Genomic DNA, 26323 nt, shown 5'->3' on the forward strand with positions numbered 1-26323 from the left:
TTCCTTCTAACCATGAGCATCGGGAGCATGGGCCGATCGGACTTCGCGTTGCAGATCGATGAAGGCGTCGTCGGTGACACCGTCGATGTCGACGTACGATCCGGGAACCCGCAATCGGACCTTCACGAGCCCGACGGACCGCATGATCGGTCCCTGGCGCCGCTCGACGATCAGGATCTGCTGCATCGGCAAGAAGTTCTCTCGCTGGAAGACGACGCCCTCCGAGGTATGGATCCCGTCAGATGAGACGGAGTATCGAAAGCTCCGCACAGCAGCCGGCGTCAGCCAGGTGAGCTCGATGAGCGCGACGACTACGGCGAGTCCGAGGACCGCGAAGACGATGGGGATCCGCATCGCAGGGATGCCGAGCACGAGCCCGACTGCAGCGATGAGGAGTATCGCCCAGAGTATTGCGCTCCGCAGAACGGCGACGACCACGGCCTTCGGTGCCAGTTGCATCAATTCGCTTTCGGTCTCGCGATGAGTTCTGTCTCGCGATGAGGCGGGTGGGAGGAGGTCGCGGATGCGCCTGGCGCTACGCGGAGCGCGGCGGTGCGGTGGACGAGCGCACGATGAGCTGAGGGTCGGTGGAGGGCATCTCGCCGACCGCATCGTGTCCCTCGATCTGAGCGATCACCCGGAGCGCGGCCGCGCGGCCCATCGCCTCGAAGGGTTGGCGGACCGTGGTGAGCGCGGGGGAGGCGTAGGCGGCGAGGGCGATGTCGTCGACGCTCACCACCGAGACGTCGTCGGGAACGCTGCGACCGGCCTCGTGCAGCGCGCGGATCAGTCCGAACGCCATCTCGTCGCTGCTGACGAACACGGCCGTGGCCTCGGGGATGGCCGCGATCGTGCGACCGGCGCGGTAGCCCGACTCGGGCGTCCAGTCGGCGGGGATCAGCGGCGGGGGAACGATTCCGTGGTCGCGGAGCGTCTGTTCCCACGCCTCGCTGCGCTGCTGCGTCTCGGTCCAGTAGTCGTCGCCGGAGACGTGCCAGACGGTCTTGTGCCCGAGATCGAGCAGGTGCTCGACGGCGAGACGCGCGATCGCGCGCTGGTCGACGGCGAGCGGGGCGTCTTCGTCGAGAGAGGTGCGCTCGCTGCGGGTCGCGGGGGTGCGCTCTGTGCGCGCCCGCATGGCCGGACTCTCGAGCTCGACCGGCACTCCGAGGATGATGCCCTCCGCGCCCTGACGCTCCAGCCGGTCGAAGGCCTCCAGGAACGCCTCGGCCGACGCATGGTCGGCGACGGCCGCCGTCGAGACGGTGTATCCGTTCGCCGCAGCCGCCTGCTGGATGCCGACACCGAGGGCCGCTGACGAGTATCGGTCGGTCGAGACGACGATCACACCGAGCACACGGGTGCGGCCGGAGGCGAGGGATGCGGCGGCGGCGTGCACGCGATAGCCGAGCTCTTCGACCGCTGCGAGCACGCGCCTGGCGGTGTCGGGGCGCACGTTGTCCTGCCCGGACATGACGCGCGACACGGTCTGCGTGGAGACTCCGGCGAGCTGGGCGACATCGACCTGGCTGGGGGCGCGGTCGTCTCTCGGGCGACGAGGTGACATGTGCTCAATGGTAGCGATCAATCGGCGTGAATCCAGGAGGCGGCGAGTCGTGTGATGCGATAATGTGAACGCAAACACTCGTGCTTGGAGCGCTATGTCTGACCTTCTCGCCTCGGCTCTCGACGACTCTTCCGTCGCCGTCGACGCCCCGGCCGCCGCGTCGCCGATCGGCGCGCCCACCATGACCTGGCGCGACGGGGAGATTCTCCGCGACGGCGCCGCCCACCGCATCCTGGCGGGCTCGATCCACTACTTCCGCGTCCATCCCGACCAGTGGGAGGACCGCCTCCGTCGACTCGCCGCGATGGGCGCGAACACGGTCGACACGTATGTCGCCTGGAACTTCCATGAGCGCGTCGAGGGGGATGCGCGCTTCGACGGCTGGCGCGACATCGAGCGCTTCATCCGCCTCGCCGGAGACGTCGGACTCGATGTCTTCCTCCGCCCCAGTCCCTACATCTGCGCCGAGTGGTCCAACGGCGGCATCCCGTTCTGGCTGTCGGGGCGGGTCGCGGCGCTGCGCACCAGCGACGCCGACTTCCTCGCGGCGGTCGATGCGTGGTACGACGCGCTGATCCCCCGCCTCGTTCCGCTGCAGGCGTCGCACGGCGGACCGATCGTCGCGATCCAGATCGAGAACGAGTACGGCTCGTTCGGCAGCGATTCCGCCTACCTCGCACACCTGCGCGATGGGCTCCGTCGCCGCGGGATGGTCGAGATGCTCACGACCGCCGACGGCATCACCGGCGACATGATCGAGCACGGCAGTGTTCCGGGTGCGATGGCGACCTTCACCTTCGGTACCGGCGTCGCGCGGGCGGTCGAGCTGCGTCGCGAGGGCGATGCGCTCATGTGCAGCGAGCTGTGGGGCGGCTGGTTCGACCACTGGGGCGAACGGCACCACGTGCGCTCCGCCGCGAGCACCGGCGGCACGATCGCGGAGTTGCTGGCTGCGGGCGGATCCGTGAGCCTCTACATGGCGCACGGCGGCACGAACTTCGGCCTCTGGAACGGGGCGAACCATGACCAGGTGCTGCAGCCGACGGTCACCAGTTACGACTCGGATGCACCGATCGGTGAAGACGGCACGCTGAACGAGAAGTTCCATGCGCTGCGGTCGATGTTCGCGCCGTTCCATGCGGGTGAGCTCCCTCCGATCCCCGCCGATCCGCAGCGGCAGAGCGCCGCGACCGCACCGCTCGAACCACGGGTTTCGCTGGGGGAGCTGATCGCGACTCTCCCCGTGACCGGCGACGTCTCGCCGCGACCGCGCACGTTCGAAGAGCTCGGTGCTGAAGACGGTCTGGTCGCGTATCAGGCGGACGTGTCTTTTCCCGCCGAGGCCGTGCTCACGATCGACGGACTGCATGACCGTGCCGTGGTGTCCCTCGACGGGCTGCGGCTCGGCGTGCTCGAGCGCGATGGCGATACCTCGCTCTCCCTGCCCGTAGGCGGCGGCGCCGGGCGGCTCACGATCGTGGTCGAGAGTCTCGGGCGCATCAATTACGGTCCGTACACGGGTGAGGGCAAGGGCATCATGCGCGGCGTGATGATCGGCCGCCGGCTCGTCAACGGGTGGACGCATCGCCTCATCCCGCAGGATGCTCCTGCCGTGACCGCGCATTCGGCGACTACCCACTCGGCGACTCCCCGCTCGGCGGCTTCCGGCTTGCCGGCGGACGCCTCCGACGGCCTCGCCGTCGCCTCGTTCGACGTCGCCGAGCCGCTCGATGCCTGGCTGGCGTTCCCCGCGGGATCGAAGGGGATGGTCTGGCTGAACGGGTTCCTCCTGGGGCGGTACTGGAAAGTCGGGCCGCAGGAGACGCTCTACGCGCCGGCACCGCTCTGGAAGGTCGGCCGCAACGAGATCGTGGTGCTCGATACCGATGGCCTTGGAGCGAAGGTCGAGATCCGTGAGGAGCCCTCCTTCGGAGAGACCGAGGAGTTCATCGGCTCCTGAGCCGGAACGTCAGAAGAGCCGCCTCGCACCGTGTGCGCGGGGCGGCTCTTCTCGTCTGTGGCGGATGACTTTTGGCCAATGTTTGCGCTCGCTTACAACAGAGCCTTGATATACCGGACTCCGTCTGCATATTGTGATAGCGCAAACATCGAGGTGTGTCATCGATGATCATCTGCGACGCATCGGGGCGTCTGTGCTCCCGGACGTCGCTCCGACCGAGAGGCAAGACGTGTCGAAACCTTCCCGACCGCCCCGCGCGGCCGTCGCCCTCAGCTCCCTGCTGGCGACGGCGCTCGCGTTCGGCGGCGTGCTCATCCAGGCGCCGGCTGCGCAGGCTGCCGATCTGATCCCCGTCCCCAAGACCGACTACCGCCTGCACGGGGTGTCGAGCGAATCGGACCCCTACCCGGCTCCGCCATCGGTCGACGGCACGGCGCTCGCCGCCTTCGATGGTGATTTCGGTACGCAGTGGGTCTCGCGCTACACGGAGAAGGCGCCGTTCCCGCACTGGCTGTCCATCGACCTCCAGCGCTCCGTCTCCGTCAAGGCGCTCGACTACTCGGGCAAGCTCGGACAGCGGATCGACGCGAAGAATGTCGAGGTCTACGTGACCGACGACGCCCAGGCTGCCACCCTCTCGCCGGCGGACGGCGGGTGGGGGGCCGCGGTCGCGACGGCGACCCTGCACGCGCCGACGTCGAACAGTGAGAAGCAGCGCATCTCGCTCGACACCGCGGTCGAGGGTCGGTACGTCGCGCTGCTGATCATCGATGCGCAGGACATGACCGGCAATGGTGCCGGTGGGGGTGAGATCGAGATCCTGTCGGACCAGGAGCTGCCTCCCATCGTCACCGAGCCGGAGGTCCCCGACACCGACGAGAAGGTCGAGATCGCCGACGGCGGCACGACTGCGGTCGTCTCGACCGAGTTCCCCCGCATCGCCGAGTACCGGGTGGGGGACGACAGCATCACCGGGCAGCGCACCTCCGCGAAGACCTGGTCCGTGAACGGGACGAGCTACCCGTCGGAGACCACCTCGACCTCCTCCGCGACCGGAGTCGACTACGTGTCGAAGCTCACCGGCATCGACGTCACGGTGCGCAGCAGCATCCGCGTCGCGAAGAACGGCACCGTCGGGTTCGAGGTCACCGCCGTCGAAGGCTCGGCCACCGTGACCTCGCTCGGGCTCCCGGACAACGCGTTCCTCTCCGCGAGCGCTGCGGACGGCGGGGCGGCGCTGGATCGCACGGTGATCAGTCCTGACAGCACCAAGAACGCCGACGAGCACATCGCGGTGAACGCATCCACGGCGACCGGCCAGAAAGGGGCGGCATTCGCGTTCCTCGGCAACGGAGCGCTGGTCGGCAGCGTGATCACCAATGCGACGACCCAGGCCTCCGGGGGGACCGCCTCCTGGAACACCCGCCTGACCACGCGCGTGACCGAGGCATCGGGGCGCACGGCCGAGATCGGATCCAGCGCCTGGCTGGTTCACCCCACCACCGCCGTCGACAGCCGCGTCACCACCTACGCCCTGCCCCAGGTCACCGTCCTCCTCGCCGCCGACCGCAACGGCGACGCGACCGTCGACTGGCAGGACGCGGCGATCCGCTATCGCGAGGTCGACACCCCGCGTCTCGGTGCCGACCGGGTCGCGGAGCGTGTCGTCAGCCGCATCCCCTTCAATTTCGCGTCCAGTGCGACGAACTACTTCGACCTCGTGCTCGACAACACCAAGCGCATCGCGAACCAGACCGACGGCCTCGGCCAGTGGGTGCTCAACAAGGGCTACGGCAGCGAGGGTCACGACTCGGCGAACACCGACTACGGCGGAAACGACAACGAGCGTGCCGGAGGTCTCGACGACCTGAACACCCTCGTCGACGAGGGCGCGAAGCTCAACGCCGACATGAGCGTGCACGTCAACGCCACGGAGATCTACCCCCAGGCCAACGCCTTCGACCCGGCGATCCTCGACGGCGGCGCCCCGTACAAGAAGGGGTGGGCATGGCTCGACCAGTCGTACTACATCAATCAGCAGGCAGACCTCGGCACGGGTCGTGTGCTCGATCGTTTCCAGCAGCTGCGTGACGAGGTACCGGGGCTCAGCGGCGTCTACATCGACGTCTACTACTCCAACGGCTGGGTCGCCGAAGAGCTCGCGGACGAGCTGAACGGCATGGACCTCGAAGTCGCGACCGAATGGGGCGACAAGTTCGTCGACAACACGGTCTGGTCGCACTGGCCGAACGACCTCGCCTACGGCGGCAAGGACAACAAGGGCATCAACTCCACCATGGTGCGCTTCATCCAGAACGGACAGGCCGACATCTGGAACGACGACGCCCTGTTGGGCCAGCAGCGGCTGATCGACGCCGAGGGATGGCAGGGCAACCGCAACTGGGACGGCTTCATGGGCAACATCTGGACGCAGAGCCTGCCGACGAAGTTCCTGCAGCACTTCGATCTGCTCACGTACGAGGCGGGTGCCGAGGCGACGCTGACGGATGACGTCGCCGTGCGCATGGACGGAAGCACCAGGGTCGTCACGATGGACGGGGCGACGGTGCTGCGAGGCGACTCGTACCTGCTGCCGTGGCAGTCGCTGGAGTCGAACGAGGAGGCCGGGTCGCCCGTCGACGCCGACAAGATGTACTTCTACTCCGCATCCGGCGGCGAGAAGACGTTCGGTCTCACGGACGCCTTCCGCGGCAACACGGCCTTCGACGTCTTCGAGCTCGGCGACCAGGGACGCGTCAAGGTCGGCACGGTCAACGCGACGGGCGGTGAGCTCACGCTCACGGGAGACAAGGGCACGGCCTATGTCGTGGTGCCGCAGGGCGGGGCGCAGCGCGCAGCCGTCGACTACCACGACGCCGGTCTCGATGACCCGGGTTTCAACTCCGGTTCGCTCGACGTCTGGAACCCGCGAGGCGAGGTGACGATCGAGCGCACGGATCAGGGAACGGCGAAGACCGAGTCCCGCGGCGACAACATCGCTGTGCTCGGCGCTGCCGCATCGTCCATCACCCAGACCGTCACCGGCCTGAAGCCGGGAGAGCGGTACTCGTTCTCGGCCCAGGTGCAGATCGAGCCGACGGCGACGAGAGACGTCACGGTGGCGGTCGACACGGGGAACGGGGTCGTTCCGGCCACCTGGAACCTCTCCCCGACGGAGAACCGCATGGTGTCGGACTCGAAGGCCGGGCTGGGATACCAGCGAGGATCGGTCTCCTTCCTGGCACCGGCGTCCGGTCAGGTGGATGTCTCCGTGTCCGCCGTGGCGGGTGAGCCGAAGGTGCGGGTCGACAACGCGCGCATCATGCGCGATACGACTTCGCCTCGTTCCGAGGGCACCGTCTACTCGAACGACTTCGAGGGCAACCAGGCCGGCTGGGGGCCGTTCGTCTTCGCAGGCGACCCCGGCGGCATCCGCACGAGCATCTCGCGCCGCAACGAGCCCTACACGACGAGCGAATGGCGGAACACCGCCATCCCGTTCGACTCGGGGGCACTGGCCGGGCTCGCGGTCGACTCCACCCTGTCGGGGGATCACTCGCTGATGTCGCACTCGGAGTACAGCGGTCTGATATATCGCACCGACCCGACGCTCGTGCCGTTGCAGGCAGGGCACTCCTACCGGATCGGCTTCGACTACCAGGCCGGGGCGAGCGGAGCATACCGCTGGCTCACCGGGACGGATTCCGTGGCGGGTGGCAAGGTCACGTCGACCACGCTCAGCCGCACGGGGATCACCCAGGCGCTGGAGACGGCACAGTTCTCGCAGGACGTCGTCGTCGGATGCGGCGACTACACCTGGGTGGGACTCGAGCGGGTGGGAGGGCCGGAAGTGGACTTCGTGCTCGACGACTTCACCGTCACCGACCTCGGTCCCACCACCGGCGGCACCCCGTGCGCGACCGTGTCGGGCGAAGCGGGCGTCCTGAGCCCCGGTGCGCAGACCGCGTTCACGACCACCTTCACGAACAGCGAGTCCATCGCCGTCGAGAACATCGGCGTGCAGCTCGAGCTGCCGGAGGGGTACGCGGTGGAGGTCGCCGACGGCTCATCGAACCTGTTCGAGACGGTCGCTCCCGGGGACAGTGCGGACACCACGTGGCTGATCACCGCGCCGGCAGCCGCAGCCGGTACGGGCATCGGAATCGGGATCGCTGCGACGTACCTCGCGGATTGCGACGTGCGCACCGTCCGCACGACGCAGGAGGTGTCGGTGTCCTCGCGGGCACGCATCCCCAACTCGCAGATCACGGTGTCGGCGAGCTCCGAGGAGACGGCCGGTGAAGACGGCGCCGCCGCCAACATGATCGACGGCAACGCCGGCACCTTCTGGCACAGCCGGTGGAGCGTCGACGCGACCTCGTATCCGCACGTGATGACCTTCGATCTCGGTGCCGCCGAGAAGATCGACGGCATCTCGTACCTGCGTCGCAACGCGAACCAGAACGGGCCGATCAAGGGCTATGAGGTCGCGGTCTCCACGGACGGGCAGGCGTACACGCCGGTCACGTCGGGGGAGTGGCAGAACCTCGCCGACTGGCAGGACGTGGACTTCGCCGAGACCACAGCCCGCTACATCCGGGTCACCGCGACCTCATCGATCTCGGGGACGCAGTTCGCCTCGGTGGCCGAGATGGCCGTCTACGGCTCCTCGGCTCCGCAGGCGGGCCATGCGCCCGCGACGCGTCCGGCCGACGACCTGAGCGCGTGCAACCCGGCGATCGATCCGAAGATCGGTCTCGACACCGACTCGGTGCGCGCCGGGGAGACGGTGGGTGTCGCGCTCACGGGCTTCGGTCCGCGCTCGACGGTGTCGGTGTGGCTCGACGGCGCGAAGCTGACGGATGCGACGGTCGATGAGAAGGGCGCGCTGTCGACGAGACTGCTGATCCCCACCGACGCCTCGCTCGGGAAGCACCGGGTGATCGTCCAGGACGCGTCCGGTGCGGAACTCGCCAGCGCTCCGTTGAAGGTCAAGAAGGCGAAGCCGGGGAAGAAGGCGACCGTCACGGCCTCCATCGGCTCGGTGGTGGCGGGAGGGAGTCTGACCGTGCAGCTGAGCGGGTTCGAGCCGGACGCGGTGGTGCAGCTGTGGCTGCATTCCGAGCCGGTGCGGATCGGCGAGGTGACGGTGTCCGCCGACGGCGACGCCGTGGCCACGGTCTCGATTCCCGCGGCGACGCCGGCTGGAGCCCACGCTCTCGTCGCGACCGACGCCCAGGGCGTGGAGCTGGCGCGCGGGGACCTCACGGTCACGGCCGGTGCTGCCGCTAGCGCCGGTGGCCTCGCGACGACCGGTGCAGACGGAGCCATCTGGGCAGGGGCGGCGGTCGCCGGTCTGGCCGCGATCACGCTCGGCCTCGTCCTCTGGCTGCGGAGACGCCGACTGAGCTGACGCACCGCCCGAACGGCCCGGAGTGCTCCTCCGGGCCGTTCGCCGTCTCTACCGCGCCCCGCCCCGCGTCCGCCCGCCCCGCGTCCGCCCGCCTCGCGTCCGCCCGCCTCGCGTCCACCCGCCCTCGCCCACCCGCCCTCGCCCCGCCGAGTGCACGGCTCGTTGTCGAGTGCACGACTTGTACGCGTGGAGATTCCGTGCGCTCGCCAGATTCCCGTGCGCTCGCTGAGCCTCCGACCCGGCTTGACCTCCGACGCCGCACACCCCGCAGCCCCCGCACACCCCGCAACCCCCGCACACCGCGCAGCCACGCAACCACACACATCCACCGCGCGCAGACGTCCGCCCTCGGCCGATGGGCCGAGGGCGGACGTGAGGGATGAGACGGGGGATCAGCCCTTGACTGCGCCGGCGGCGAGACCGGAACGCCAGTACTTCTGCAGGGCGAAGAACAGCAGCACGAGCGGGATGACGCCGAGCAGGGCGCCGAGCATGACCGCACCCTTGTCCGGGGCGAAGTAGCTCACCATGCCGTAGAGACCGAGGGTCACGGGCTTCAGATCCTGACTCGAGATCATCATGAGGGGAAGCAGGAAGTTGTTCCACGTCGCGACGAAGATGAACAGGAAGATCGTCACCATCGCCGGACCCAGCAGGCGCATCACGATCGTGAAGAAGATGCGGGCCTCGCCGGCGCCGTCGATGCGAGCCGCTTCGAGCAGTTCGGTCGGCACCGACGACTGGGCGTAGACCATGCCGAGGAAGACACCGAACGGAGACACCGCCGAGGGGATGATGATCGCCCAGACGGTGTTGGTCAGTCCGAGCGCCTGGAACTCGATGTACAGCGGCACCGTCAGCAGCGCCACCGGGAGCAGGAGCCCGGCCATGATCACGCCCACGGCGATGCGCTTGCCGGGGAACGCGAACTTCGCGATCGCGTAACCGGCCATCACGGCGAACAGGGTGCCGATGACGCCCGCACTCACCGAGTAGAGCATCGAGTTGCCGACCCAGCGCCAGAACAGACCCTGGGTCCAGTTCATCAGGCTGTCGTAGTTGGTGCCGAGGTTCCAGTCGGCGAACCAGAAGCCGAAGGTCGAGGTGAGGTCGGTGTTGTTCTTCGTGGAGGCGACGATGAGCCAGTACACCGGCACCAGGAAGTACAGCGTCGCGATCACGAGCGCGATGATGCCGAACGCGCGCGCGACCGGGGTCGGGGCGATGGAGGGCGGCGGAGCATCCACGTCGCGCGGGCGACGGGGGCGTCGGCGCGTGGATGGCTCAGTGGTGATGAGGCGCGTGGTGGTCATGCGTCGCCCTTCCGGCGCTGCAGCAGCGCGTACACGATCGCGAGCACGCCCGCGATCAGAGCCATGAGCAGGGAGTAAGCGGATGCCGGGCCGCTGCCGGACGGTGAGATCTCGCCCATCATCGTGTTGTAGGTGAGCATCATCGGGGTGAAGTCCTTGCCCATCCACGAGTTCGCGGCCTGCAGCACCACCGGCTCGTTGAACAGTTGGATGGTGCCGATGATCGACAGGAGCACGGCGAGCAATGCGGCCCCGCGCACCAGCGGTACCTTGATGCGCATCGAGATCTGGAATCCGGATGCGCCGTCGAGGCGAGCCGCCTCATAGAGGTCGCGCGGAACAGCCTGCAGCGCCGACAGGAAGATCAGCATGTTGTAGCCCGTGTAGGTCCACGTCGTCATGTTCGCCATCGAGAACAGGATCGTGCCCGGTGCCATGAAGTCGGTGCCTTCGGGGAGGAAGGGCAGGAAGGGCGACACCTCGGGCGTGTAGAGGTAGAGCCACATCATCGCCGCGATGATGCCGGGAACCGCGTACGGGAGGAAGAACGAGAGCCGGAAGAGCGTGGGACGGCGCACGATGAACGAGTCCAGCAGCAGGGCGAGGCCGAGCGCGACGAAGATCATCACGGGGATCTGCAGTGCGGCGTAGAGGACGACGCGACCCATGCCCGTCCAGAACGCGCCGTTGGTCGCGGCGGTGACGAAGTTCTCGAGACCGACGAACGTGTCGACGAGTTCGCCGCCGCCGTAGAGTCCGTCTCCTGACGGCACCTGCGCGAAGAACGACGAGCGGATCGACACGATGATCGGCACCAGGAAGACCAGCACGAACAGCACCGCGAACGGCGCCATGAACAGCCATCCGGTGAGACCTTCGCGTCGGGTCCCGAACCGGCGCCGGCGGGTGGGATCCGCGGGGATGCGCGATGTCGGCGCCGGTGCCGCACCTCGCGTTTCGGTCACTGTGACCATGGTGTCGCCTCTCGAGGTCAAGACGACGGCGGAGCGCACGATTGCGCGTGCACTCCGCCGTCGATCATCCGATGATGCCTTCTCGTCGACTCACTCTGCGACCGGGAGGCCGAGGTCCTTCAGGGAGGAGACGGCGGTGTCCTGCGCGGTGGTGAAGATGTCGGCCACCGATGCGGTGCCGGTGACGGCCGCAGCGGCGGTCTCGTTCATCTTCGACAGCGTCGAGAAGCCCGGTGCGTAGGGGAAGTCGGGGTTCAGGTTCTCGGTGGCCGTGCTCAATTCGGCGAGCACATCCTGACCGCCGAACTGGCGGAGCATCTTCTCGGGGGTCTCCACGTCGCCCTTGGCGGCGACGACGAGGCCCTGCGATGCGAGGTCGTCGACCTGCGTGTTGAACCAGTCGTTGAACTCCATCGCTTCGGCGGGGTACTCGCAGCCCTTCATCACCGAGACACCGGAACCGCCGTCAGGGCCGCTCATGGCACCCGCGCCGAAGTCGGGAAGCTGGGCGACGCGCCACTGCCCTTCGGCCGGTGTGCCGTCGAGCGAATCGAGGAGGAACCCGGCCTCCCACGCGGCTCCGACGTGGCCGATGAGGCTGCCGTCGTTGAGCGCGGCGGTGAAGCCCTCACCCCAGCGCTCGGTCGCCAACGTCTGCTTGCCGTCGAGCAGGCCCTGCCAGAACGCGGCGACGCGCTCGGAGCCTGCGCCCTCGGCGTCGACCTTCCACTCGTCGCCGGCGGTGCTGAACCAGGTGTCGCCGGCCGCGGCCGACTGGGCGGAGAGCCAGTTCTGAGCCTCATCCGGTGTGAACGCGGTGACGTACTTGCCCGCGGCGGCCGCTGCGGCGGAGTCGGCCGTGAGGTCGTCGAGCGTCTTCGGCGCGTCGAGGCCCAGCGCCGTGAACTCGGCCTCGTTGTAGAAGTAGACGAGGGGCCCGGTGTCCTGCGGGAGGCCCACGATGGCGTCGCCGACCTTCATGCCGCTGAACGCACCGGCCGAGAAGTCGTCCTCATACTTCTTCGCCTCGTCCGCGACGTCCTGCAGCAGTCCCTTGACGAACAGCTGCGGGACCTCCGAGTAGCCCGTCTGCGCGAGGCAGGGTCCGTTGCCGGCCTTCACGTCGGTCTCGAGCTTGAGGATCATGTCGCTCGACTTGCCGTCGAACTTCGTCGCCTTCACCTGGATGTCGGGGTGTTCGGCGTTCCAGCGGTCGACGATCTCGGAAGCGGGGGTCATGCCCTCGCCGTCGGGCAGGCGGTGCAGGTACTCGATCGTGATGGGCTCGCCGCTGGCGCCACTGTCACCGGAGTCGCCGGATGAGCAGGCTGCGAGGCCGAAGGCCGACACCGCGCCGACCGCGACGATCGCGGCGGTGCGGGTGAAGCGAGGGGTGATTGCCATGCTGTTCTCCTCTTTGAGGTCATGTTCCTGCGGATCGCCCTGGGCGGGGGTGACGCCGAGGCGCCGTCGATCACAAGCACATCCAACCACAGAATGTTTGCGCTCACAACCGACAAAAGAAGTCGGTGACGCTTATACTCGGCCTCATCGAGGGAGCGCTGACATGCTCTGACACGCACACGCCGACCGTCGGTTTCGCGGCGATGCCCCGATCCACCGGAGAGGACATCCGCCGATGACACGAAGCCCGCTCGTCCTGATGAACGATTGGGTCTCCGCGATGCCTCCGCGAGCGTTGGTCGAGACCGCGCTCCGCGAAGGCTACGACGGGGTGGAGCTCTGGCTTCCCTCGGAGTCGAGCGCCCGGCGCGAGCTCGTCGCGGTGATAGACGAGACCGGTGCGCCGGTCTCGTTGCTCGTCGGAAGCGTCGAATCCGATCCTGAGGCGCACCGCCGCGCGCTCGCGCTGCAACTGGATGCCATCGGTGCCGAGGGCATCGCCCCGCTGCACATCACCCTGCACGCCGGTCGGGACCACTGGAGGGAGCGGGACCTGGATGCGCTCGCCGGCTGGATCGTCGCCGAGCGCGAGCGGACCGGCATGGACATCCTGGTCGAGACGCATCGTGCGCGGATGCTCCCCTCCGCGCACTCCTCGGCGCGATTGCTCGAGAGGCATCCGGGCCTCCGGCTGACGCTCGACGTCTCCCACTGGATGGTCTCGGCCGAGTCGCTGTTGCAGGATCAGCCCGAGGCCATGGCGCTGGCTGTCGACCGTGCCGACCATATCCATGCGCGATTCGGGCACGCGCAATCCCCCCAGATCGATGACCCGCGATCTCCGCGGTGGGCGTCCGCTGTCGAGGCGCAGTGGGGATGGTGGGACCTCGTCGTCGACCGTCTGCGCTCCGAGGGCCGTCGCCCGACTTTCCTGGCGGAATTCGGACCGTCGGACTACGCGACGCCGGACCCGCGGACGGGTCTGCCGCTCGGTGATCCCGCCGCACTCAATCGCTGGATCACCGGGCAGATTCGTGCCCGCTACGCCTCCGACGAGTGATCGCGAACTCTGGGCCCGTCGGGACCGGTCTCTGAAGCGACGCATGTTTGCGCTCACAAGCCCCATGTGAGGACATCCACGGTCGATCCGGTGCGCGCGGGGAGACGATCATGCACGGTGGGTGTGGATCTCATCACCCACGCGGATCATGCCACCACCCGGGGGCCGGCCGTCGTCCGACGGCGCCCAGCCGGGCAGGAGCAGGCGTCCGAGGGTCGGCTCCTGCTGGGCGAAGGCGCTCGTGAGGGTGGTGAGCACCTTGGCATCCCGCACGCCCGTGTCCGGGTTCGCGTGGGTCGCGAGGCAGCGCACGATGGGGCCGGCGGCCTGGAAGGCGACGTCGCCGACGCGCACCTGGCCGGTCCACTCGAGCTCGCTCCAGGGAGAGGCGTCGTCGATCACCACGTTGGAGCGGAAGCGTCGGTCGTCGACGTTCGTCCCGAGGGCTTCCCCCAACGCGCGAACGCTGGCTCGGCCGTGAATCGAGACGTAGCCCCGCGGGCGGTCCTGGAAGCGCGATGTCTCCCCGTCACCGACGAGCACGAGCGGGAGGCGGCCGGGGCGTCGCAGCCGACGGCCCTCCGAGGTCGCGAGGACGAAGTCGGTGACGGCATCGGTCAGCTCGCGCCGTCCGCCGTCGTCGAGGGTCGCCTCGACGAGCACCGAGCCGGCGTGTTCGATGCGGATGCGTCGGGTCTCGTCGTCATAGCTCGTGCGCAGGGCGGCGAGCGCGGGAAAGTCCTGGAGGGCGAGCCCCTTGGCCTTGGGCCAGTAGTCGAAGCCGTCGCGGTCCTCCGGCTCGGCGGCATCCGCGAACCGGAAGGCGAGCACGCGATCGCCGGTGATCCGGCCGTCGGGCTGCACGGTCAGGGAGTCCCGACGCTCGGGGGTGAGCCCCTTGATCGGGTGACGGTAGAGGGCGACGACGTGTGCCATGAGGAGATCCTCTCAGCTGGCGACGTCGGGGCATGACAGACAGTGCTCTGTCGCTGAGCACATCGTCTCAGCGCCAGAGCACGACGAAACACCCGCACGTGGTGCGGGTGCGACGAACAGAGGGGCGGTCAGGCCTTCTCTAGTTCGTCCTCGTCTTCGTCGGCATAGTCATCGGCCCACTTGTCGACATACGCGTCTTCGTCGGTCGGATGACCCAACTCGCGCTCGAGAGCGGAGTAGTTCACCGACGGACTGTACGCCTTGAGTTCGCGGGCGATCTTGGTGTGTTTCGCCTTCTGACGGCCACGGCCCATGCGCGAGACCCCCTCACGAGTTAAGCTGCGGGCTGTTCAGGCCCGATGCATTTCACGACACCGGCTGAACGCCGGTAAGAGTAGCATTCAGAATAGCACGCGGGTACGACCCTCTGGCTGATGCCAGGCCGGTGAAGGGAACGATCATCATGACCGACAACACCTCCACTCCGTCCGACGAGGCCGCACAGAATGCGGCACTGCAGAAAGCCGTCATCGTCGGCATGCAGCTGGACCAGGACCGACACGTGATCGATGAGGCCGTCCGCTACGCGCGACTGCTGAGCGCACCGCTCGTGGTCGCGCACGTCGACGTCACGCGCTTCGTGACGTACGAGGACCCGGACGGCTACGTCCACTCGGCTCCGATCGACATCAACTTCGACGCCGGAGCCGCGGAGTTCGAGGCGGTCGAGGCCGCTGCGGCCACGCTGCTCGCGGGCACTGACGTCACCTGGACGGCGCGGCAGCTGGTCGGCGATCCGGCTCTGGCGATCAAGCAGCTCGCCAACAAGCTCGACGCACAGCTGATCGTCGTCGGTACACGCAAGCGTGGCATCGGCGAGTCGATCAGGGAGTTCTTCACCGGATCGGTGGCCGCGCGCCTCGCGCACCGGCAGCATCGTTCGATCCTGGTCGTGCCGCTCGGAGAGTCGGTGCCGGACGAGCAGAAGGAGATCTGGCCCGAGAAGTAGCGGCCGTTCCCCGGACGCAGAAGAGGCCCCGTCGGCGATTGCCGGTGGGGCCTCTTCTCGTGCGGCGTCACCGCATGTGGATGACGATGCCGTGACGTCGCGCGGAGGGTGACGTCTGCACGACGGGTGGGGTGCGGAGCTGCGGTGGTCGCGCGTGCACCGGCAGAAGAGGTTCCACCCGCGCGCGGGCGTCGTCCTGCCGCGGACGTGCCGCACCCGGCTCCGAACCGATCACGGGCGTGGCGTGCTCAGGGCGACCGTGACACCGCGTGCGGCGGTGTCGAGCGCCGCTTCGAGCTCGGTGACGACCGAGGGGGAGAGGGTGCCGCCCTTCGCGATGTGGGTGCGCAGATCGGTGCGCACCCGTGCCCGGAAGGCGTTGATCACGGCATCGGCGCGGTGCATCTCCTCGCGGCTGACGAGCCGGGAGTCGTCGGTCGCTGTGCGGGGACGGTTCTTCGCCGCCGTGCGCTCGCCCTTCTCGGCCGCTGCCAGATCGGCGCGAAGGCTCTTCATCGCGTCCTGGACGCTCTGCCGCACCTCGCTCGCGATCAGTCGCACCGAGTCGGTGAGGCCGGCTTCGATGCCGGCGAGGTCGCCCTCGCGCGACGCGAGCTCCGCCCGCCCAGCCTCGGTGATGGAGTAGATGGTGGTGCGGCCGTCGACGGTCTTGGTGACCAGCCCCTCTTCCTCGAGCTTCGCGAGCCGGGGATAGATGGTCCCGGCGCTCGGCGTGTAGGTGCCGCCGGTGCGATCGGTGAGCGACTGGATGATGCCGTAGCCGTGCTGCGGCGCCTCGGCGAGCAGCGACAGCAGGTACAGGCGCAGATCGCCGTGGGAGAAGACCGCGGGGCTCATGCTTCCCACTCCGGGTCGTCGGCGATCGATGCCGGGGTGCGGCGGAGGACCGTCACGCCCCCCGAGACGGAGTTCGCGCGCAGGTCGACGAAGCGTCCGGCGAGCTCCCCGGTCGTGCCCGTGTAGTTGCTGGGGCCCGAGGTGCTGCGCTCGACCCCGTCGATCAGCAGGCGTCCGCTCAGCGACCGGATGACGTAGTTCGCGGCGAGCGACTCGTCGAGGCGCACGGTGGTGCCGCCAGAGACCGAGTTGACGTTGATGGTGTTCACGTCGCCCGCGGCGTCGACCAGCGTGGAGCCCGAGACGATGTCGACGGTCGCCCGGCGCACGGCACCGGTGACGGCCACATCGCCCGAGACGCTGTTCGCGCTGATCGAGCCGGTGAGGCCGCGCACCTGCACGTCGCCCGACACGGAGTTGACCGTGAGGTCGCCGATCAGGGTGTCGACGATGATGTCGCCCGACACGGTGTTGAGGCGGGCATCGTTGCGGAGCCCGGAGACCAGAGCGCCGGCACTGACGACGCCGAGGTTCAGGGCGATCGCGCGGGGGACCGCGACGCTCACCTCGGCGCGGGGCCCGCCGGAGCCGAAGTTGCGGAACACCTCGAGGAAGTTGTCCCAGCCCAACTGCGGGTGGTCGATCTCGACCTCGCCGTCGTGGGATTCGATGCGCAGGTCCTTGGTGGTGACGCCGTGCACCTCGATGCGGATGCCCGGTTCGTCATGGGCGACGATGTCGACCTGTCCACCGACGAGGCCCACCTTGAGGCGGGTGACGGATTCGATGTCGATGACGCGTTCCTCGCCGGGGGCGATGAGCCACTTCTCGGTCATGTCTGCTTCTCCTGGGTTGAGGGTCACGATATATCGTGTGTTGCCACGATAACACGATATATCTCGATCCTGTCAAGAAGGGAGCGCGAATATTCGCTGAAAGATGTTGACCTTGACGCAACGTCAACTTCTAGAGTTCAAGACATCACCGCACAACCACGAACGAGAGGAGGCGGTATGGAGACGGATGACTGGTCGATCCAGGAGATCGCCCGCCTCGCCGGAACCACGAGCCGCACACTGCGGCACTACGACGACATCGGCCTGCTGTCGCCCTCGCGCATCGCGCACAACGGCTACCGGCACTACGACGGCCCGGCGCTGGTGCGTCTGCAGCGCATCCTGCTGCTGCGGGAATTGGGGCTCGGTCTCCCGAAGATCGCGGACGTGCTGGGATCCGCATCGGACAGCGATGCCGCAGCGAGCGAGGCATCGGCCCTGGAAACCCATCTCGCGCTGCTGCGCGACGAGCAGACCCGGCTGGCGCGTCAGATCGCGTCGGTCGAATCCACCATCACGGCATTGAGAGGAGGTGAGAACCTCATGGCAGAGAACATGTTCGACGGCTTCGACCACACGCAGCACAAGGAGGAAGTCGAGGAACGCTGGGGGAAGAAGGCCTACGCCGACAGCGACAGCTGGTGGCGCGGGATGACGGACGCCGCGCGCGCCGACTGGCAGCAGCGCGTGTCCGACCTCGGGCGCGACTGGATCGCCGCCGCGGAGAGCGGCATCGATCCGGCTTCACCCGCGGCCCAGGAGGTCGCGCGTCGCCACGTCGAGTGGCTCACGGGCATCCCGGGCACACCCGCCGCCGTCCCCGGCGGAGACGTCAAGGCATACGTGATCGGGCTCGGCGAGATGTACGTCGCGGATCCGCGCTTCGGCGCGAACTACGCGACATCGTCCGGCGGCACGCACGGTGCGGAGTTCGTCCGCGACACGCTCCGCGTCTACGCGGAGGGCAACCTCTAGGCCACGTACCGAGCCGACCCCCTCCTGAGCGATGTCCGCGCAGGAGGGGGTCGTTCGCGTCCGGCACACGGCCTAGCCGACCGGCGCACTCGCGTGCAAGGGGGAGCCTGAGGCCCGGGCGCGGGCGTAGGGTCATGCCATGGTCCACCGCCGTGAGCGCGCGAACAACGCGCCGCTGTTCGCCGCTGCGGCCACGGCCTACGCCGTGAACTGCGCACTCGGCGCATCCGTCGCCGCGCGCCTGGTCGACACCAGCCGCTTCCGCTGGCTGCACCACGCGCTCTACATCGCGACATGTGCGACCTCGGCTGTCGCCGTCGTGGCGGGCTGGTCGCGGGGGCCGCGCACGGGTGGCCGTCGCGCTGCGGTCGGGCTGCTCCCCGCCGCCGTGCCGCTCGCGGCCATCCCGTACCTCGGCACGCACAGCCGGCGGCATCCGCTGGTCGCGCTCGCCGCCGCCCCCTTCATCGTCGCAGGGCTGGTGCTCTCGCGATCCGCCGCCGACCGGAAGTGAAACGCATGGAACTGCTCGATGCCATCCGCCGCCGCAAGACCACCAACGGCGCATTCCTGCCCGACCCTGTCTCCGAGGACCATCAGCGCATCCTCCTCGAAGCCGCGGGCCGCGCTCCGTCGCAGCTGAACAGCCAGCCCTGGCGATTCGTGGTGATCGAGAGCCGCGAAACGATCGAGCAGATCGCCCGCATCTCGGGCGAGAGCATGACCGAGGCGATGTCGAACGGCACGTTCTTCGAGCGGTACAAACCGTACTTCCGCTTCAGTCAGGCCGAGATGGAGGAGAAGCGCAGCGGGATGCTGTTCGACAAGCTGCCCGCCGCGCTCCGCCCGTTCACGAGCCAGGTGTTCACCAAGCGCGGGCAGACGCTCATGAACACCTTCGGAGTGCCGAAGACCCTCGGTGCCGAGAACCGGAAGCTCGTGGCGGGGTCGCCGCTGCTGCTGGGCGTGATGCTCGACCGCAGCGAGTACCGGCCGGGGCAGCTCTCGTCGTTCTATTCGGTGTTCAGCATGGGGGCGGCGATGGAGAACGTCTGGCTCACCACGGTCGAACTCGGCATGGGCATCCAGTTCATCTCGTTCCCGATGGAGGTGCCGGGCCGCTGGGACGAGATCGTGCAGCTGTTGCGGGTGCCGGACGATCTCGAACTCATGGCCGTCTACCGGCTGGGCTACCTGCCGCCGGAACAGCGTCGCCCCGCGATCGACTGGTCGAGCAGCCAGCGCAAGCTCGTGTCGCAGTACGTGTTCCGCGAGAACGGGGAGACGCCGCAGCAGGGGTGGGACGGCGCGCCTCCCGCCGGCGACATCACTCCGGGTCCGCCGGCGTCAGGGGAGTGAGGTCTCGCAGCGCCGGACCCTCGAGGCGGGTGCCGTCCGGCGCGAAGCGCGAGGCGTGCAGCGGGCAGTCCCACGAACACTCGGCGTCGTTCCAGGCGAGCACGCCGCCCAGGTGCGTGCACACCGCGCTCACGGCCCGCGTCACACCGTCGACGGTGGAGACCGCGACCGGGCGCCCTGCGCGATTCGCCACCACGCCCTGGCCCTCGGCCGGTTGCGGCACCGGCGTGCGGCGGGTCTCCGCCTCCACCCAACCGGAAGCGAGCGCCGTCGCGACCTTGCCGCCCTCGACCGCACCGCGAGCGAGGTCGGCGGGCACGGTCAGACGCGTGCCGATCATGGTGATCCAGGTCGGGCGATCGCGTCGGGGCGTGCCCAGGATCTCGGAGGTGAGGCGCTGCGCGGCGGCGGGGGCGTTCGACAGCCCCCACTTCCCGTAGCCCGTCGCGAAGCGGATGCGGCCGAGGCCGCGCGGCATCGCCCCCACGAACGGGATCAGGTCGTGCGACTCGTAGTCCTGCGCCGACCAGCGGTGCGTCTCCTCCGCACCGGGGAAGTGCAGCTGCGTCCAGGCGACGAGGTCCTCCACCGCGGCCCTCTCGCCGCCGGATCGGCCGACCGGGTGCCCGTTGCCGCCCACGATCAGTCGGGCGCCGCCACCGGGGCCGTCCGCGACGGTCACCGGGCGGATGGAGCGCGTCGGTCCGTCGACCGAGAGGAACGTCCCCTCCGGAACGCCGTCCGGCACGCGGAAGGACACGCAGTACGACCGGAGCCCCCGCGTCTTGGCGAAGTACAGACCTCGGTCGGTGATCGGGGTGCCCGTCGCGAGCACGATGTGGTCGGCGAAGAGCGGCCCGTGCGCGGTGTCGACGCGACCGGCCAACGCGTGGGTTCCCGTCGCGCGAACGCCGGTGTGGAGCGTGCCGCCGCCGGTGAGAAGCTCCTCAGTGAGGGCGAGGCAAACGGCCACGGGGTCGATCGCGACCTGCTCGTCGAGCGCCACGGCGGCGGCCACCGGGAACGGGGTCGCGGGGAGTGAGGTGGGCGACGCCAATCGCGTCGGCAATCCGGCTTCCCGAGCCGCGGAGTGCTGCTCGTCGACCGTGTCGATGCCGGAAGGGCCCTGCGCGTACGAGTGGTCGGTGTGTCGTGTGAAGGGGACTCCAGCGAGCTCGGCGAATGCGAGCAGCCATTCCATGCCCGAGCGGTTGGCGTCGACGTAGGCGCGCACGAGCGCAGCCGGATGATGGCGCCGGATCGTCGCGAGCTGGCCACCCTGCAGCAGGGAGAGCTTGCCCGTGTTGGCCCCCGTCGCGAGCTCGGCGACCTCGCCCGCCTCGATCACAGCCACGTCGAGCCCGGCTCTGGTGAGCATCACCGCCGTGGAGAGACCGGTGATCCCGGCGCCGACGATGACGACGTCGTGGTGCGCGCCGGGTTCGAAGGGGGATCCGACGGGCAGGGTGCGGTCGAGCTTCCACAGGGGATTCATGTCGTCAGTCAACGCCCTTCGCGTCCCGGTATCCACCGCCTTGACATCCGCAGGGGCCGCTGCCATCCGGCGAACGCCGCGCTGCTCGGCGACTACAGTGGCGGACGTGAACCTCCGCCGCATCCTGCTCGTCGCCGCCGGCGGCACGGTGGGGACGGCCGCGCGGCTCGGCCTCGGCCTCGCGCTCCCGGATGGGGGCGGAATCCCCGTCGCGGTGCTCATCGCCAACGTCGTCGGGGCCCTGCTGATCGGCGTGCTGGCGGCCCGCCTGCCCGCATCGGCCGACCTGCGGCTGATGCTCGGCACCGGAGTGCTCGGCGGATTCACGACCTACAGCGCGTTCATGACCGGCACTGTCGCCCTGTGGGCTGACGTGCCTGCTCTCGCCGCCGCCTACGCGGTGGGCAGCCTCGTTCTCGGGCTCGGTGCGGCAGCTCTCGGGCTGCGTCTCGGCCGGCCCCGGACGGGACGGGCATCATGAGCCCGCTGCTGTTCCTCGGTGCCGCGCTCGCCGGAGGGGTCGGCGCGGTGCTGCGCTACCTCGCCGATCTCGGCGTCGCCCGTCTCGCGGGTCGTCGGTTCCCCTGGGGCATCCTGCTGGTGAACCTCACGGGCTCGTTCGCGCTCGGACTGGTCACCACCGCCCTGCCGGATGCCGCCTTCCTTCTCGGCGCCGGGTTGTTGGGCGGCTACACGACCTTCAGCACGGCGATGCTCGACACGGTGGCCCTGTGGCGCGACGGCGAGCGCCCCGCGTCGACGTTCAATGCGATCGGGATGCTGCTGCTCGGTCTGCTCGCCGCGGGCCTCGGTCTCGCCCTCGGTTCAGCCCTGTAATCGAGGGTTGCGGGGTGCGGCCCCCTCGGGCTACTCTCCTTGCTAATCGATTAACGCTAAACGATTAACATCCGTTTCTGCACTCGTGCACCTGTCGAAGGAGACACCGATGCCCCGTACGACCCGCCGCGCTCTCGGCGCCCTCGCCGCGTCAGCGGTCGCCGTCCTCGCCCTCAGCGCCTGCTCCTCCTCCTCGACGGGCGGCGGCAGCTCCGACGGCGAGGTCACCCTCAGCTATGCCATCTGGGACGAGAACCAGAAACCGGCGATGGAAGACATCGCCGCTGCCTTCACGAAGGAGAACCCGAACGTCACGATCGACATTCAGGTCACGCCGTACAAGGAGTACTTCACGAAGCTGCAGACGGCGGCATCCGGCGGTTCGGCGGCCGACGTCTTCTGGATGAACGGCCCGAACTTCCAGCTCTACGCGTCGAACGGGCAGCTCGCTCCTCTCGATGACGGTGGCATCGACGCCGCGGACTATCCGCAGGGCCTCATCGACCTCTACACCTACGACGGCAAGCTCTACGGCGCCCCGAAGGACTTCGACACCGTCGCCCTCTGGTACAACAAGGCGCTCTTCGACGCGGCGGGTGTGGAGTACCCCTCCGCGGACTGGACCTGGGACGACTTCACCGCGGCCGCCGCGAAGCTCACCGATCCCGCGAAGGGCCAGTTCGGGGTCGCCGCCAGCCAGTACGGCCAGGAGAACTTCTACAACTCGATCGCCCAGGCCGGTGGTGAGGTGATCTCCGCCGACGGGACGAAGAGCGGATACGGCTCGCCCGAAGCGCTCGCCGGCATCGAGCTGTGGACCGACCTGATCGCGGCGGGCTCCTCGCCCACGGCGCAGCAGATGACCGACACCAACCCCGAGGACTTCTTCCTCTCCGGCAAGGTCGCCATGTTCCAGAACGGATCCTGGGCGGCCATCGCTTACGCGGACAACGCCGACATCGGCGGCAGCGTCGATGTGGCCCCGCTCCCCGCCGGAGCAGAGGGCAACCAGAGCGTGATCCACGGTGTCGGCAACGTCGCCAACGCGAAGAGCGCACACCTCGCCGAGGCCAAGGCGTTCGCCGAGTTCGCCTCCGGAGAGCAGGCGGCGAAGATCCAGGCCGAGACCGGCACCGTGATCCCCGCGTTCGAGGGCACGCAGCAGGCGTGGGTCGACGCTCTGCCCCAGTACGACCTTCAGGTCTACATCGACGCGCTCGAGAACGCCGTGCCGTACCCGGCCTCGAAGAACACCTCCGCCTGGACGAGCATCGAGAGCGAGGTGCTCTCGCAGGTGTGGTCGGGCGCGGTGTCCCCGAAGGACGGCCTCCAGGATCTCGCCGACCAGATGCAGGCGGCACTGGACGCCGAGCAGGAGTGACCGCATGACCGTCATCGCGCCGCGCGCGGTCGAGACGGCGGAGCGGGTGCCGGAGCCGCAGAGCCCCGGCACCCGCCGCCGCCGACGGAGTCCGGGAGCGTCCCCCTGGTGGGCGCTGGTCTTCCTCGGCCCGACCGCCCTCGGGATCGCCGCGTTCTATCTCTGGCCGACCGTCCGCACCCTCATCATCTCGTTCACCAAGTCAGGCCCGTTCGGCGGGGCCGAGTGGGTGGGAATCGAGAACTACACGCGCCTGTTCCAGGACCCCGAGCTGATCGGAGCCCTCCGCAACACCGCGATCTACACGATCATCGCCCTCATCGGCATTCCCCTCGCGGTCGGCATCGCCGCGCTGCTGAACACCGCCGGCCTCAAGGGGCGCAGCGCCTACCGCACGCTGTACTTCATCCCCGTCGTCACCATGCCGGCAGCCATCGCGCTGGTGTGGCGCATGATCTACAACGGCGACTACGGAGTGTTCAATGCGGCCCTCGGTGCCGTCGGGATCGAGGGCCGCAGCTGGCTCACCGACCCGAACACCGCGCTGGTCGCGATCGCCGTCGTGGGCATCTGGGCGGGGCTCGGCACCAACATCGTCATCTTCCTCGCCGGACTCCAGGGCATCCCCGACACGATCATGGAGGCGGCCGACCTCGACGGCGCGGGCCCGGTGCGCAAGTTCTTCTCGATCACGATCCCGCTGCTGTCGCCGTCGATCTTCTTCGTCAGCGTGATCAGCGTGATCGGAGCGCTGCAGGTGTTCGACCTCATCTACATGATGCTCGGCCGCAGCAACCCCGCGATGCCGAACACCCGCACCGTCGTCTATCTCTTCTATGAGGCGGGCTTCCTCGACAACGACCGCGGCTATGCGGCCGCCATCGCCTTCCTCCTGCTCGTGATCATCCTGATCCTCACGATCGTGCAGTTCCGTCTGCAGAAGAAGTGGGTGCACTATGAGTGACGTCTCGCTCGACACACGCGCCGTGGTCGGCGCCCCCGTGGGCCGCTCCGGAACCCGGGCGGGGAAGCCGAGGAACCGCGGCCTCTGGATCGTGCACCTCGTGCTGATCCTCGGCGCGGTGCTGATGGTCTTCCCGTTCGTCTGGCAGCTGCTGACCTCGTTCAAGACGCTGTCCGACTCGGTGCAGGTGCCGCCGTCGTTCCTGCCGCGCGAATGGGTGTTCACGAACTTCGCCGAGGTGTTCGACTCGATGCCGTTCGGACAGATGTTCCTGAACTCCGTGTGGCTCACGGTCGGGCGCACGGTCGGCCAGGTGGTGCTGTGCACCATGGCGGGCTACGCGTTCGCACGCATCCCGTTCCCCGGCCGCAACGCCCTGTTCGTCGTGTTCCTCTCGGTGCTCATGGTGCCGTCGCAGCTGTACCTGCTGCCGCAGTACGAGATCATCCAGTCGCTGGGCTGGCTCAACACGCTGCAGGCGCTCATCGTGCCGGGCATCTTCAGCGCCTTCGGCACCTTCCTGATGCGGCAGTTCTTCATGTCCATGCCCGCCGAGCTGGAAGAGGCCGCCCGCATCGACGGCGCGAATCCGTGGCAGACCTTCTGGCGGATCATGGTTCCGCTCGCGAAGCCTGGCATCATCGCACTTGTGGTGTTCACCGTGCTGTGGTCCTGGAACGATCTGCTCTGGCCGTTGATCGTGACGACCGACCCCGCGAAGATGCCGCTGTCGGTCGGGCTCTCGCAGCTGGTCGGCATCCACGGCACCGACTACCCGGTGCTGATGGCCGGCGCGCTGCTGGCGACGCTGCCGATGCTGGTGACCTTCATGATCCTGCAGCGGCAGTTCATCCAGGGCATCGCGTTCAGCGGATCGAAGGGCTGAGACATGGCGAAGAGCGAGCACCAGGCGCCCCGGCGCCCGACACTGCGCATGGTGGCCGAACGGGCCGGTGTGTCGACGGCGACCGTGTCGTATGTGTTCTCCGGACGCGCAGGGGCGGCGTCGGGCGCCGGCGTCGCCGAAGCCACGGCCGCACGCGTGCTGGCCGCAGCCGATGAGCTGAACTACCGCCCGAACAGTGCAGCGCGGGCGATCCGCACCGGACGCAGCGGCATGGTGCAGCTCTCGCTGCACATGCTGAGCGACCCGTGGTCGTTGGCGGTCGCCGACGCGGTGAACGCCGAGGCTAACAAGCACGGGCTCACCACGCTGATCCTCGCCGACGGTGATTGGCACGCGGCCCTGGACCGGGTCGAGAGCGACGTGGCGTACCTCGACGGCGTGGGCCTCGACGACAAGGCGCGGCAGAACCTCGACGACCTCGTGCGTCGCGGTCAGCGTCTCGTGGTGTTCTCCGAACATCTCGAACCCGAGGGCTTCGACGTGATCCGCTCGGATGCGATCCCCGGCTGCGAGATCGCGATGGACCATCTGCTGGAGCGGCACACCAGGATCGGATGCATCGCCGCGGAGGGCGCCGTGCGCCTCGCCGGCACGCAGATCACGCGCTACACGCCCTATGTCGAGAAGATGGCGGCCGCCGGCATCGAACCGGACCCGAGCTGGACGGTGACGTATGCCGACACCCAGGCGAGCGCCTTCACCGCCGCGGTGGAGCTGCTGTCGGGGGAGAACCGACCGCGAGCGGTGTACGCCACCACCGACTTCGCCGCGATCGCCGCGATCAACGCCGCGCACATGCTCGGCCTCCGGGTGCCGCACGACGTCGCGGTGGTGGGCGTGGGCAACACCCCGGACGCCCGCCTGATCGCGCCCACGCTCACGACCGTCGGTCCCACCGACTTCTACGAGCGGCAGGCGTGCATCATCGTCGACCGCGCCCTCGAGACCGACCCCACACCCGGGCGCCTGCACGACTTCGCGTGGACGCTCTTCCCCGGCGGATCGACCGACCTCGACGCCCCCGCACCGCGGGCCCGTTGACCTCGGCATCCTGCACAGACCCATCACACAGAAG

Annotated in this window: 23 protein-coding genes; 13 read left to right on the plus strand and 10 right to left on the minus strand. The window is 68.6% G+C overall.

Annotation, left to right across the window (positions count from 1 at the left end):
• Nucleotides 1-6: 6 nt before the first annotated feature.
• Both GZ64_RS0104185 and GZ64_RS0104190 read right to left on the minus strand, forming a co-directional pair.
• Nucleotides 7-459, minus strand: a complete 453-nt coding sequence (locus tag GZ64_RS0104185; RefSeq protein WP_029265257.1) for a PH domain-containing protein — start codon at nucleotides 457-459, stop codon at nucleotides 7-9.
• A 76-nt stretch (nucleotides 460-535) separates the two neighbouring features.
• Complete coding sequence (locus tag GZ64_RS0104190) at nucleotides 536-1567, minus strand: LacI family DNA-binding transcriptional regulator (protein ID WP_029265259.1); 1032 nt, start codon at nucleotides 1565-1567, stop codon at nucleotides 536-538.
• Nucleotides 1568-1661: 94 nt separating this feature from the next.
• Here GZ64_RS0104190 and GZ64_RS0104195 point away from each other — a divergent pair, with 94 nt between their 5' ends.
• Both GZ64_RS0104195 and GZ64_RS0104200 read left to right on the plus strand, forming a co-directional pair.
• Nucleotides 1662-3527 (plus strand): glycoside hydrolase family 35 protein, encoded by a 1866-nt coding sequence (locus tag GZ64_RS0104195; protein ID WP_029265260.1) that lies wholly within the window; start codon nucleotides 1662-1664, stop codon nucleotides 3525-3527.
• A gap of 229 nt (nucleotides 3528-3756) precedes the next feature.
• Complete coding sequence (locus GZ64_RS0104200) at nucleotides 3757-8940, plus strand: endo-alpha-N-acetylgalactosaminidase family protein (protein WP_029265261.1); 5184 nt, start codon at nucleotides 3757-3759, stop codon at nucleotides 8938-8940.
• A gap of 392 nt (nucleotides 8941-9332) precedes the next feature.
• Here the strand turns inward: GZ64_RS0104200 and GZ64_RS0104205 are convergent, their stop codons facing one another.
• From GZ64_RS0104205 to GZ64_RS0104215, 3 genes are all read right to left on the minus strand, one after another.
• Entirely contained in the window at nucleotides 9333-10253 is a 921-nt protein-coding gene (locus tag GZ64_RS0104205; RefSeq protein WP_029259542.1) for a carbohydrate ABC transporter permease, read from the minus strand.
• Nucleotides 10250-11227 carry a carbohydrate ABC transporter permease gene (locus GZ64_RS0104210; RefSeq protein WP_029259541.1) on the minus strand — a complete coding sequence of 326 codons (978 nt, stop codon included), beginning with the start codon at nucleotides 11225-11227 and terminating at the stop codon, nucleotides 10250-10252. The genes GZ64_RS0104205 and GZ64_RS0104210 overlap by 4 nt, the downstream gene beginning before the upstream one ends.
• 90 nt (nucleotides 11228-11317) lie before the next feature.
• Nucleotides 11318-12631, minus strand: a complete 1314-nt coding sequence (locus tag GZ64_RS0104215) for an ABC transporter substrate-binding protein (RefSeq protein WP_036331083.1) — start codon at nucleotides 12629-12631, stop codon at nucleotides 11318-11320.
• A 235-nt stretch (nucleotides 12632-12866) separates the two neighbouring features.
• On the opposite strand from GZ64_RS0104215, the gene GZ64_RS0104220 reads away from it, so the two are divergent.
• Entirely contained in the window at nucleotides 12867-13691 is an 825-nt protein-coding gene (locus GZ64_RS0104220) for a sugar phosphate isomerase/epimerase family protein (protein WP_051667846.1), read from the plus strand.
• Nucleotides 13692-13799: 108 nt separating this feature from the next.
• Here the strand turns inward: GZ64_RS0104220 and GZ64_RS0104225 are convergent, their stop codons facing one another.
• Together GZ64_RS0104225 and GZ64_RS0104230 are read right to left on the minus strand one after the other, a co-directional pair.
• The gene (locus tag GZ64_RS0104225; protein ID WP_029265266.1) at nucleotides 13800-14627 is read right to left on the minus strand and encodes an MOSC domain-containing protein; all 828 of its coding nucleotides are present in this window, start codon (nucleotides 14625-14627) and stop codon (nucleotides 13800-13802) included.
• 128 nt (nucleotides 14628-14755) lie between these two features.
• Entirely contained in the window at nucleotides 14756-14941 is a 186-nt protein-coding gene (locus GZ64_RS0104230; protein WP_029259537.1) for a DUF3073 domain-containing protein, read from the minus strand.
• Between the two features lie 149 nt (nucleotides 14942-15090).
• Between GZ64_RS0104230 and GZ64_RS0104235 the strand changes: the two genes are divergently transcribed.
• Nucleotides 15091-15636 (plus strand): universal stress protein, encoded by a 546-nt coding sequence (locus GZ64_RS0104235; RefSeq protein ID WP_029259536.1) that lies wholly within the window; start codon nucleotides 15091-15093, stop codon nucleotides 15634-15636.
• A gap of 231 nt (nucleotides 15637-15867) precedes the next feature.
• On the opposite strand, the gene GZ64_RS0104240 is transcribed toward GZ64_RS0104235, so the two are convergent.
• Together GZ64_RS0104240 and GZ64_RS0104245 are read right to left on the minus strand one after the other, a co-directional pair.
• Nucleotides 15868-16494, minus strand: coding sequence for a PadR family transcriptional regulator (locus GZ64_RS0104240; protein WP_029259535.1), 627 nt, complete (start codon nucleotides 16492-16494; stop codon nucleotides 15868-15870).
• Nucleotides 16491-17330: a DUF4097 family beta strand repeat-containing protein gene (locus GZ64_RS0104245; RefSeq protein WP_029265267.1), complete on the minus strand. Its 840-nt coding sequence runs from the start codon at nucleotides 17328-17330 to the stop codon at nucleotides 16491-16493. The genes GZ64_RS0104240 and GZ64_RS0104245 overlap by 4 nt, the downstream gene beginning before the upstream one ends.
• A 177-nt stretch (nucleotides 17331-17507) precedes the next feature.
• Here GZ64_RS0104245 and GZ64_RS0104250 point away from each other — a divergent pair, with 177 nt between their 5' ends.
• The 3 genes from GZ64_RS0104250 to GZ64_RS0104260 all read left to right on the plus strand — a co-directional run bounded on the left by GZ64_RS0104250 (nucleotide 17508) and on the right by GZ64_RS0104260 (nucleotide 19664).
• Nucleotides 17508-18305 carry a MerR family transcriptional regulator gene (locus GZ64_RS0104250; protein WP_029265268.1) on the plus strand — a complete coding sequence of 266 codons (798 nt, stop codon included), beginning with the start codon at nucleotides 17508-17510 and terminating at the stop codon, nucleotides 18303-18305.
• A 139-nt stretch (nucleotides 18306-18444) separates the two neighbouring features.
• Nucleotides 18445-18819, plus strand: a complete 375-nt coding sequence (locus GZ64_RS0104255) for a hypothetical protein (RefSeq protein WP_021201496.1) — start codon at nucleotides 18445-18447, stop codon at nucleotides 18817-18819.
• 5 nt (nucleotides 18820-18824) lie between these two features.
• The gene (locus GZ64_RS0104260; RefSeq protein ID WP_029258386.1) at nucleotides 18825-19664 is read left to right on the plus strand and encodes a nitroreductase family protein; all 840 of its coding nucleotides are present in this window, start codon (nucleotides 18825-18827) and stop codon (nucleotides 19662-19664) included.
• Here GZ64_RS0104260 and GZ64_RS0104265 read toward each other — a convergent pair.
• The gene (locus GZ64_RS0104265) at nucleotides 19633-21159 is read right to left on the minus strand and encodes an FAD-dependent oxidoreductase (RefSeq protein ID WP_029265269.1); all 1527 of its coding nucleotides are present in this window, start codon (nucleotides 21157-21159) and stop codon (nucleotides 19633-19635) included. The two genes, GZ64_RS0104260 and GZ64_RS0104265, sit on opposite strands and share 32 nt — an antisense overlap.
• Nucleotides 21160-21265: 106 nt before the next feature.
• Here GZ64_RS0104265 and GZ64_RS0104270 point away from each other — a divergent pair, with 106 nt between their 5' ends.
• The 6 genes from GZ64_RS0104270 to GZ64_RS0104295 all read left to right on the plus strand — a co-directional run bounded on the left by GZ64_RS0104270 (nucleotide 21266) and on the right by GZ64_RS0104295 (nucleotide 26289).
• The gene (locus tag GZ64_RS0104270; protein ID WP_036331090.1) at nucleotides 21266-21640 is read left to right on the plus strand and encodes a fluoride efflux transporter FluC; all 375 of its coding nucleotides are present in this window, start codon (nucleotides 21266-21268) and stop codon (nucleotides 21638-21640) included.
• Nucleotides 21637-21996: a fluoride efflux transporter FluC gene (locus GZ64_RS0104275; protein ID WP_029258389.1), complete on the plus strand. Its 360-nt coding sequence runs from the start codon at nucleotides 21637-21639 to the stop codon at nucleotides 21994-21996. Before GZ64_RS0104270 ends, GZ64_RS0104275 begins: the two co-directional genes overlap by 4 nt.
• A gap of 109 nt (nucleotides 21997-22105) precedes the next feature.
• Nucleotides 22106-23377, plus strand: a complete 1272-nt coding sequence (locus GZ64_RS0104280) for an ABC transporter substrate-binding protein (protein WP_029265272.1) — start codon at nucleotides 22106-22108, stop codon at nucleotides 23375-23377.
• Between the two features lie 4 nt (nucleotides 23378-23381).
• The gene (locus GZ64_RS0104285) at nucleotides 23382-24341 is read left to right on the plus strand and encodes a carbohydrate ABC transporter permease (protein ID WP_029265273.1); all 960 of its coding nucleotides are present in this window, start codon (nucleotides 23382-23384) and stop codon (nucleotides 24339-24341) included.
• Nucleotides 24334-25227 carry a carbohydrate ABC transporter permease gene (locus GZ64_RS0104290; protein ID WP_029265275.1) on the plus strand — a complete coding sequence of 298 codons (894 nt, stop codon included), beginning with the start codon at nucleotides 24334-24336 and terminating at the stop codon, nucleotides 25225-25227. The genes GZ64_RS0104285 and GZ64_RS0104290 overlap by 8 nt, the downstream gene beginning before the upstream one ends.
• A gap of 3 nt (nucleotides 25228-25230) precedes the next feature.
• Nucleotides 25231-26289, plus strand: a complete 1059-nt coding sequence (locus GZ64_RS0104295; protein WP_029265276.1) for a LacI family DNA-binding transcriptional regulator — start codon at nucleotides 25231-25233, stop codon at nucleotides 26287-26289.
• The last annotated feature ends 34 nt before the right edge of the window (nucleotides 26290-26323 follow it).

Origin of the sequence: Microbacterium sp. Cr-K32 (genome assembly GCF_000708345.1) — a bacterium.
Lineage (GTDB): Bacteria > Actinomycetota > Actinomycetes > Actinomycetales > Microbacteriaceae > Microbacterium > Microbacterium maritypicum_A.

Bases quoted from the DNA above. Each gene is read 5' to 3' on its own strand.
- GZ64_RS0104185 (WP_029265257.1), bottom strand. From the start codon at position 459: ATGCAACTGGCACCGAAGGCCGTGGTCGTCGCCGTTCTGCGGAGCGCA.
- GZ64_RS0104190 (WP_029265259.1), bottom strand. From the start codon at position 1,567: ATGTCACCTCGTCGCCCGAGAGACGACCGCGCCCCCAGCCAGGTCGAT.
- GZ64_RS0104195 (WP_029265260.1), top strand. From the start codon at position 1,662: ATGTCTGACCTTCTCGCCTCGGCTCTCGACGACTCTTCCGTCGCCGTC.
- GZ64_RS0104205 (WP_029259542.1), bottom strand. From the start codon at position 10,253: ATGACCACCACGCGCCTCATCACCACTGAGCCATCCACGCGCCGACGC.
- GZ64_RS0104210 (WP_029259541.1), bottom strand. From the start codon at position 11,227: ATGGTCACAGTGACCGAAACGCGAGGTGCGGCACCGGCGCCGACATCG.
- GZ64_RS0104215 (WP_036331083.1), bottom strand. From the start codon at position 12,631: ATGGCAATCACCCCTCGCTTCACCCGCACCGCCGCGATCGTCGCGGTC.
- GZ64_RS0104220 (WP_051667846.1), top strand. From the start codon at position 12,867: ATGACACGAAGCCCGCTCGTCCTGATGAACGATTGGGTCTCCGCGATG.
- GZ64_RS0104225 (WP_029265266.1), bottom strand. From the start codon at position 14,627: ATGGCACACGTCGTCGCCCTCTACCGTCACCCGATCAAGGGGCTCACC.
- GZ64_RS0104230 (WP_029259537.1), bottom strand. From the start codon at position 14,941: ATGGGCCGTGGCCGTCAGAAGGCGAAACACACCAAGATCGCCCGCGAA.
- GZ64_RS0104235 (WP_029259536.1), top strand. From the start codon at position 15,091: ATGACCGACAACACCTCCACTCCGTCCGACGAGGCCGCACAGAATGCG.
- GZ64_RS0104240 (WP_029259535.1), bottom strand. From the start codon at position 16,494: ATGAGCCCCGCGGTCTTCTCCCACGGCGATCTGCGCCTGTACCTGCTG.
- GZ64_RS0104245 (WP_029265267.1), bottom strand. From the start codon at position 17,330: ATGACCGAGAAGTGGCTCATCGCCCCCGGCGAGGAACGCGTCATCGAC.
- GZ64_RS0104250 (WP_029265268.1), top strand. From the start codon at position 17,508: ATGGAGACGGATGACTGGTCGATCCAGGAGATCGCCCGCCTCGCCGGA.
- GZ64_RS0104255 (WP_021201496.1), top strand. From the start codon at position 18,445: ATGGTCCACCGCCGTGAGCGCGCGAACAACGCGCCGCTGTTCGCCGCT.
- GZ64_RS0104260 (WP_029258386.1), top strand. From the start codon at position 18,825: ATGGAACTGCTCGATGCCATCCGCCGCCGCAAGACCACCAACGGCGCA.
- GZ64_RS0104265 (WP_029265269.1), bottom strand. From the start codon at position 21,159: ATGAATCCCCTGTGGAAGCTCGACCGCACCCTGCCCGTCGGATCCCCC.
- GZ64_RS0104275 (WP_029258389.1), top strand. From the start codon at position 21,637: ATGAGCCCGCTGCTGTTCCTCGGTGCCGCGCTCGCCGGAGGGGTCGGC.
- GZ64_RS0104280 (WP_029265272.1), top strand. From the start codon at position 22,106: ATGCCCCGTACGACCCGCCGCGCTCTCGGCGCCCTCGCCGCGTCAGCG.
- GZ64_RS0104285 (WP_029265273.1), top strand. From the start codon at position 23,382: ATGACCGTCATCGCGCCGCGCGCGGTCGAGACGGCGGAGCGGGTGCCG.
- GZ64_RS0104290 (WP_029265275.1), top strand. From the start codon at position 24,334: ATGAGTGACGTCTCGCTCGACACACGCGCCGTGGTCGGCGCCCCCGTG.
- GZ64_RS0104295 (WP_029265276.1), top strand. From the start codon at position 25,231: ATGGCGAAGAGCGAGCACCAGGCGCCCCGGCGCCCGACACTGCGCATG.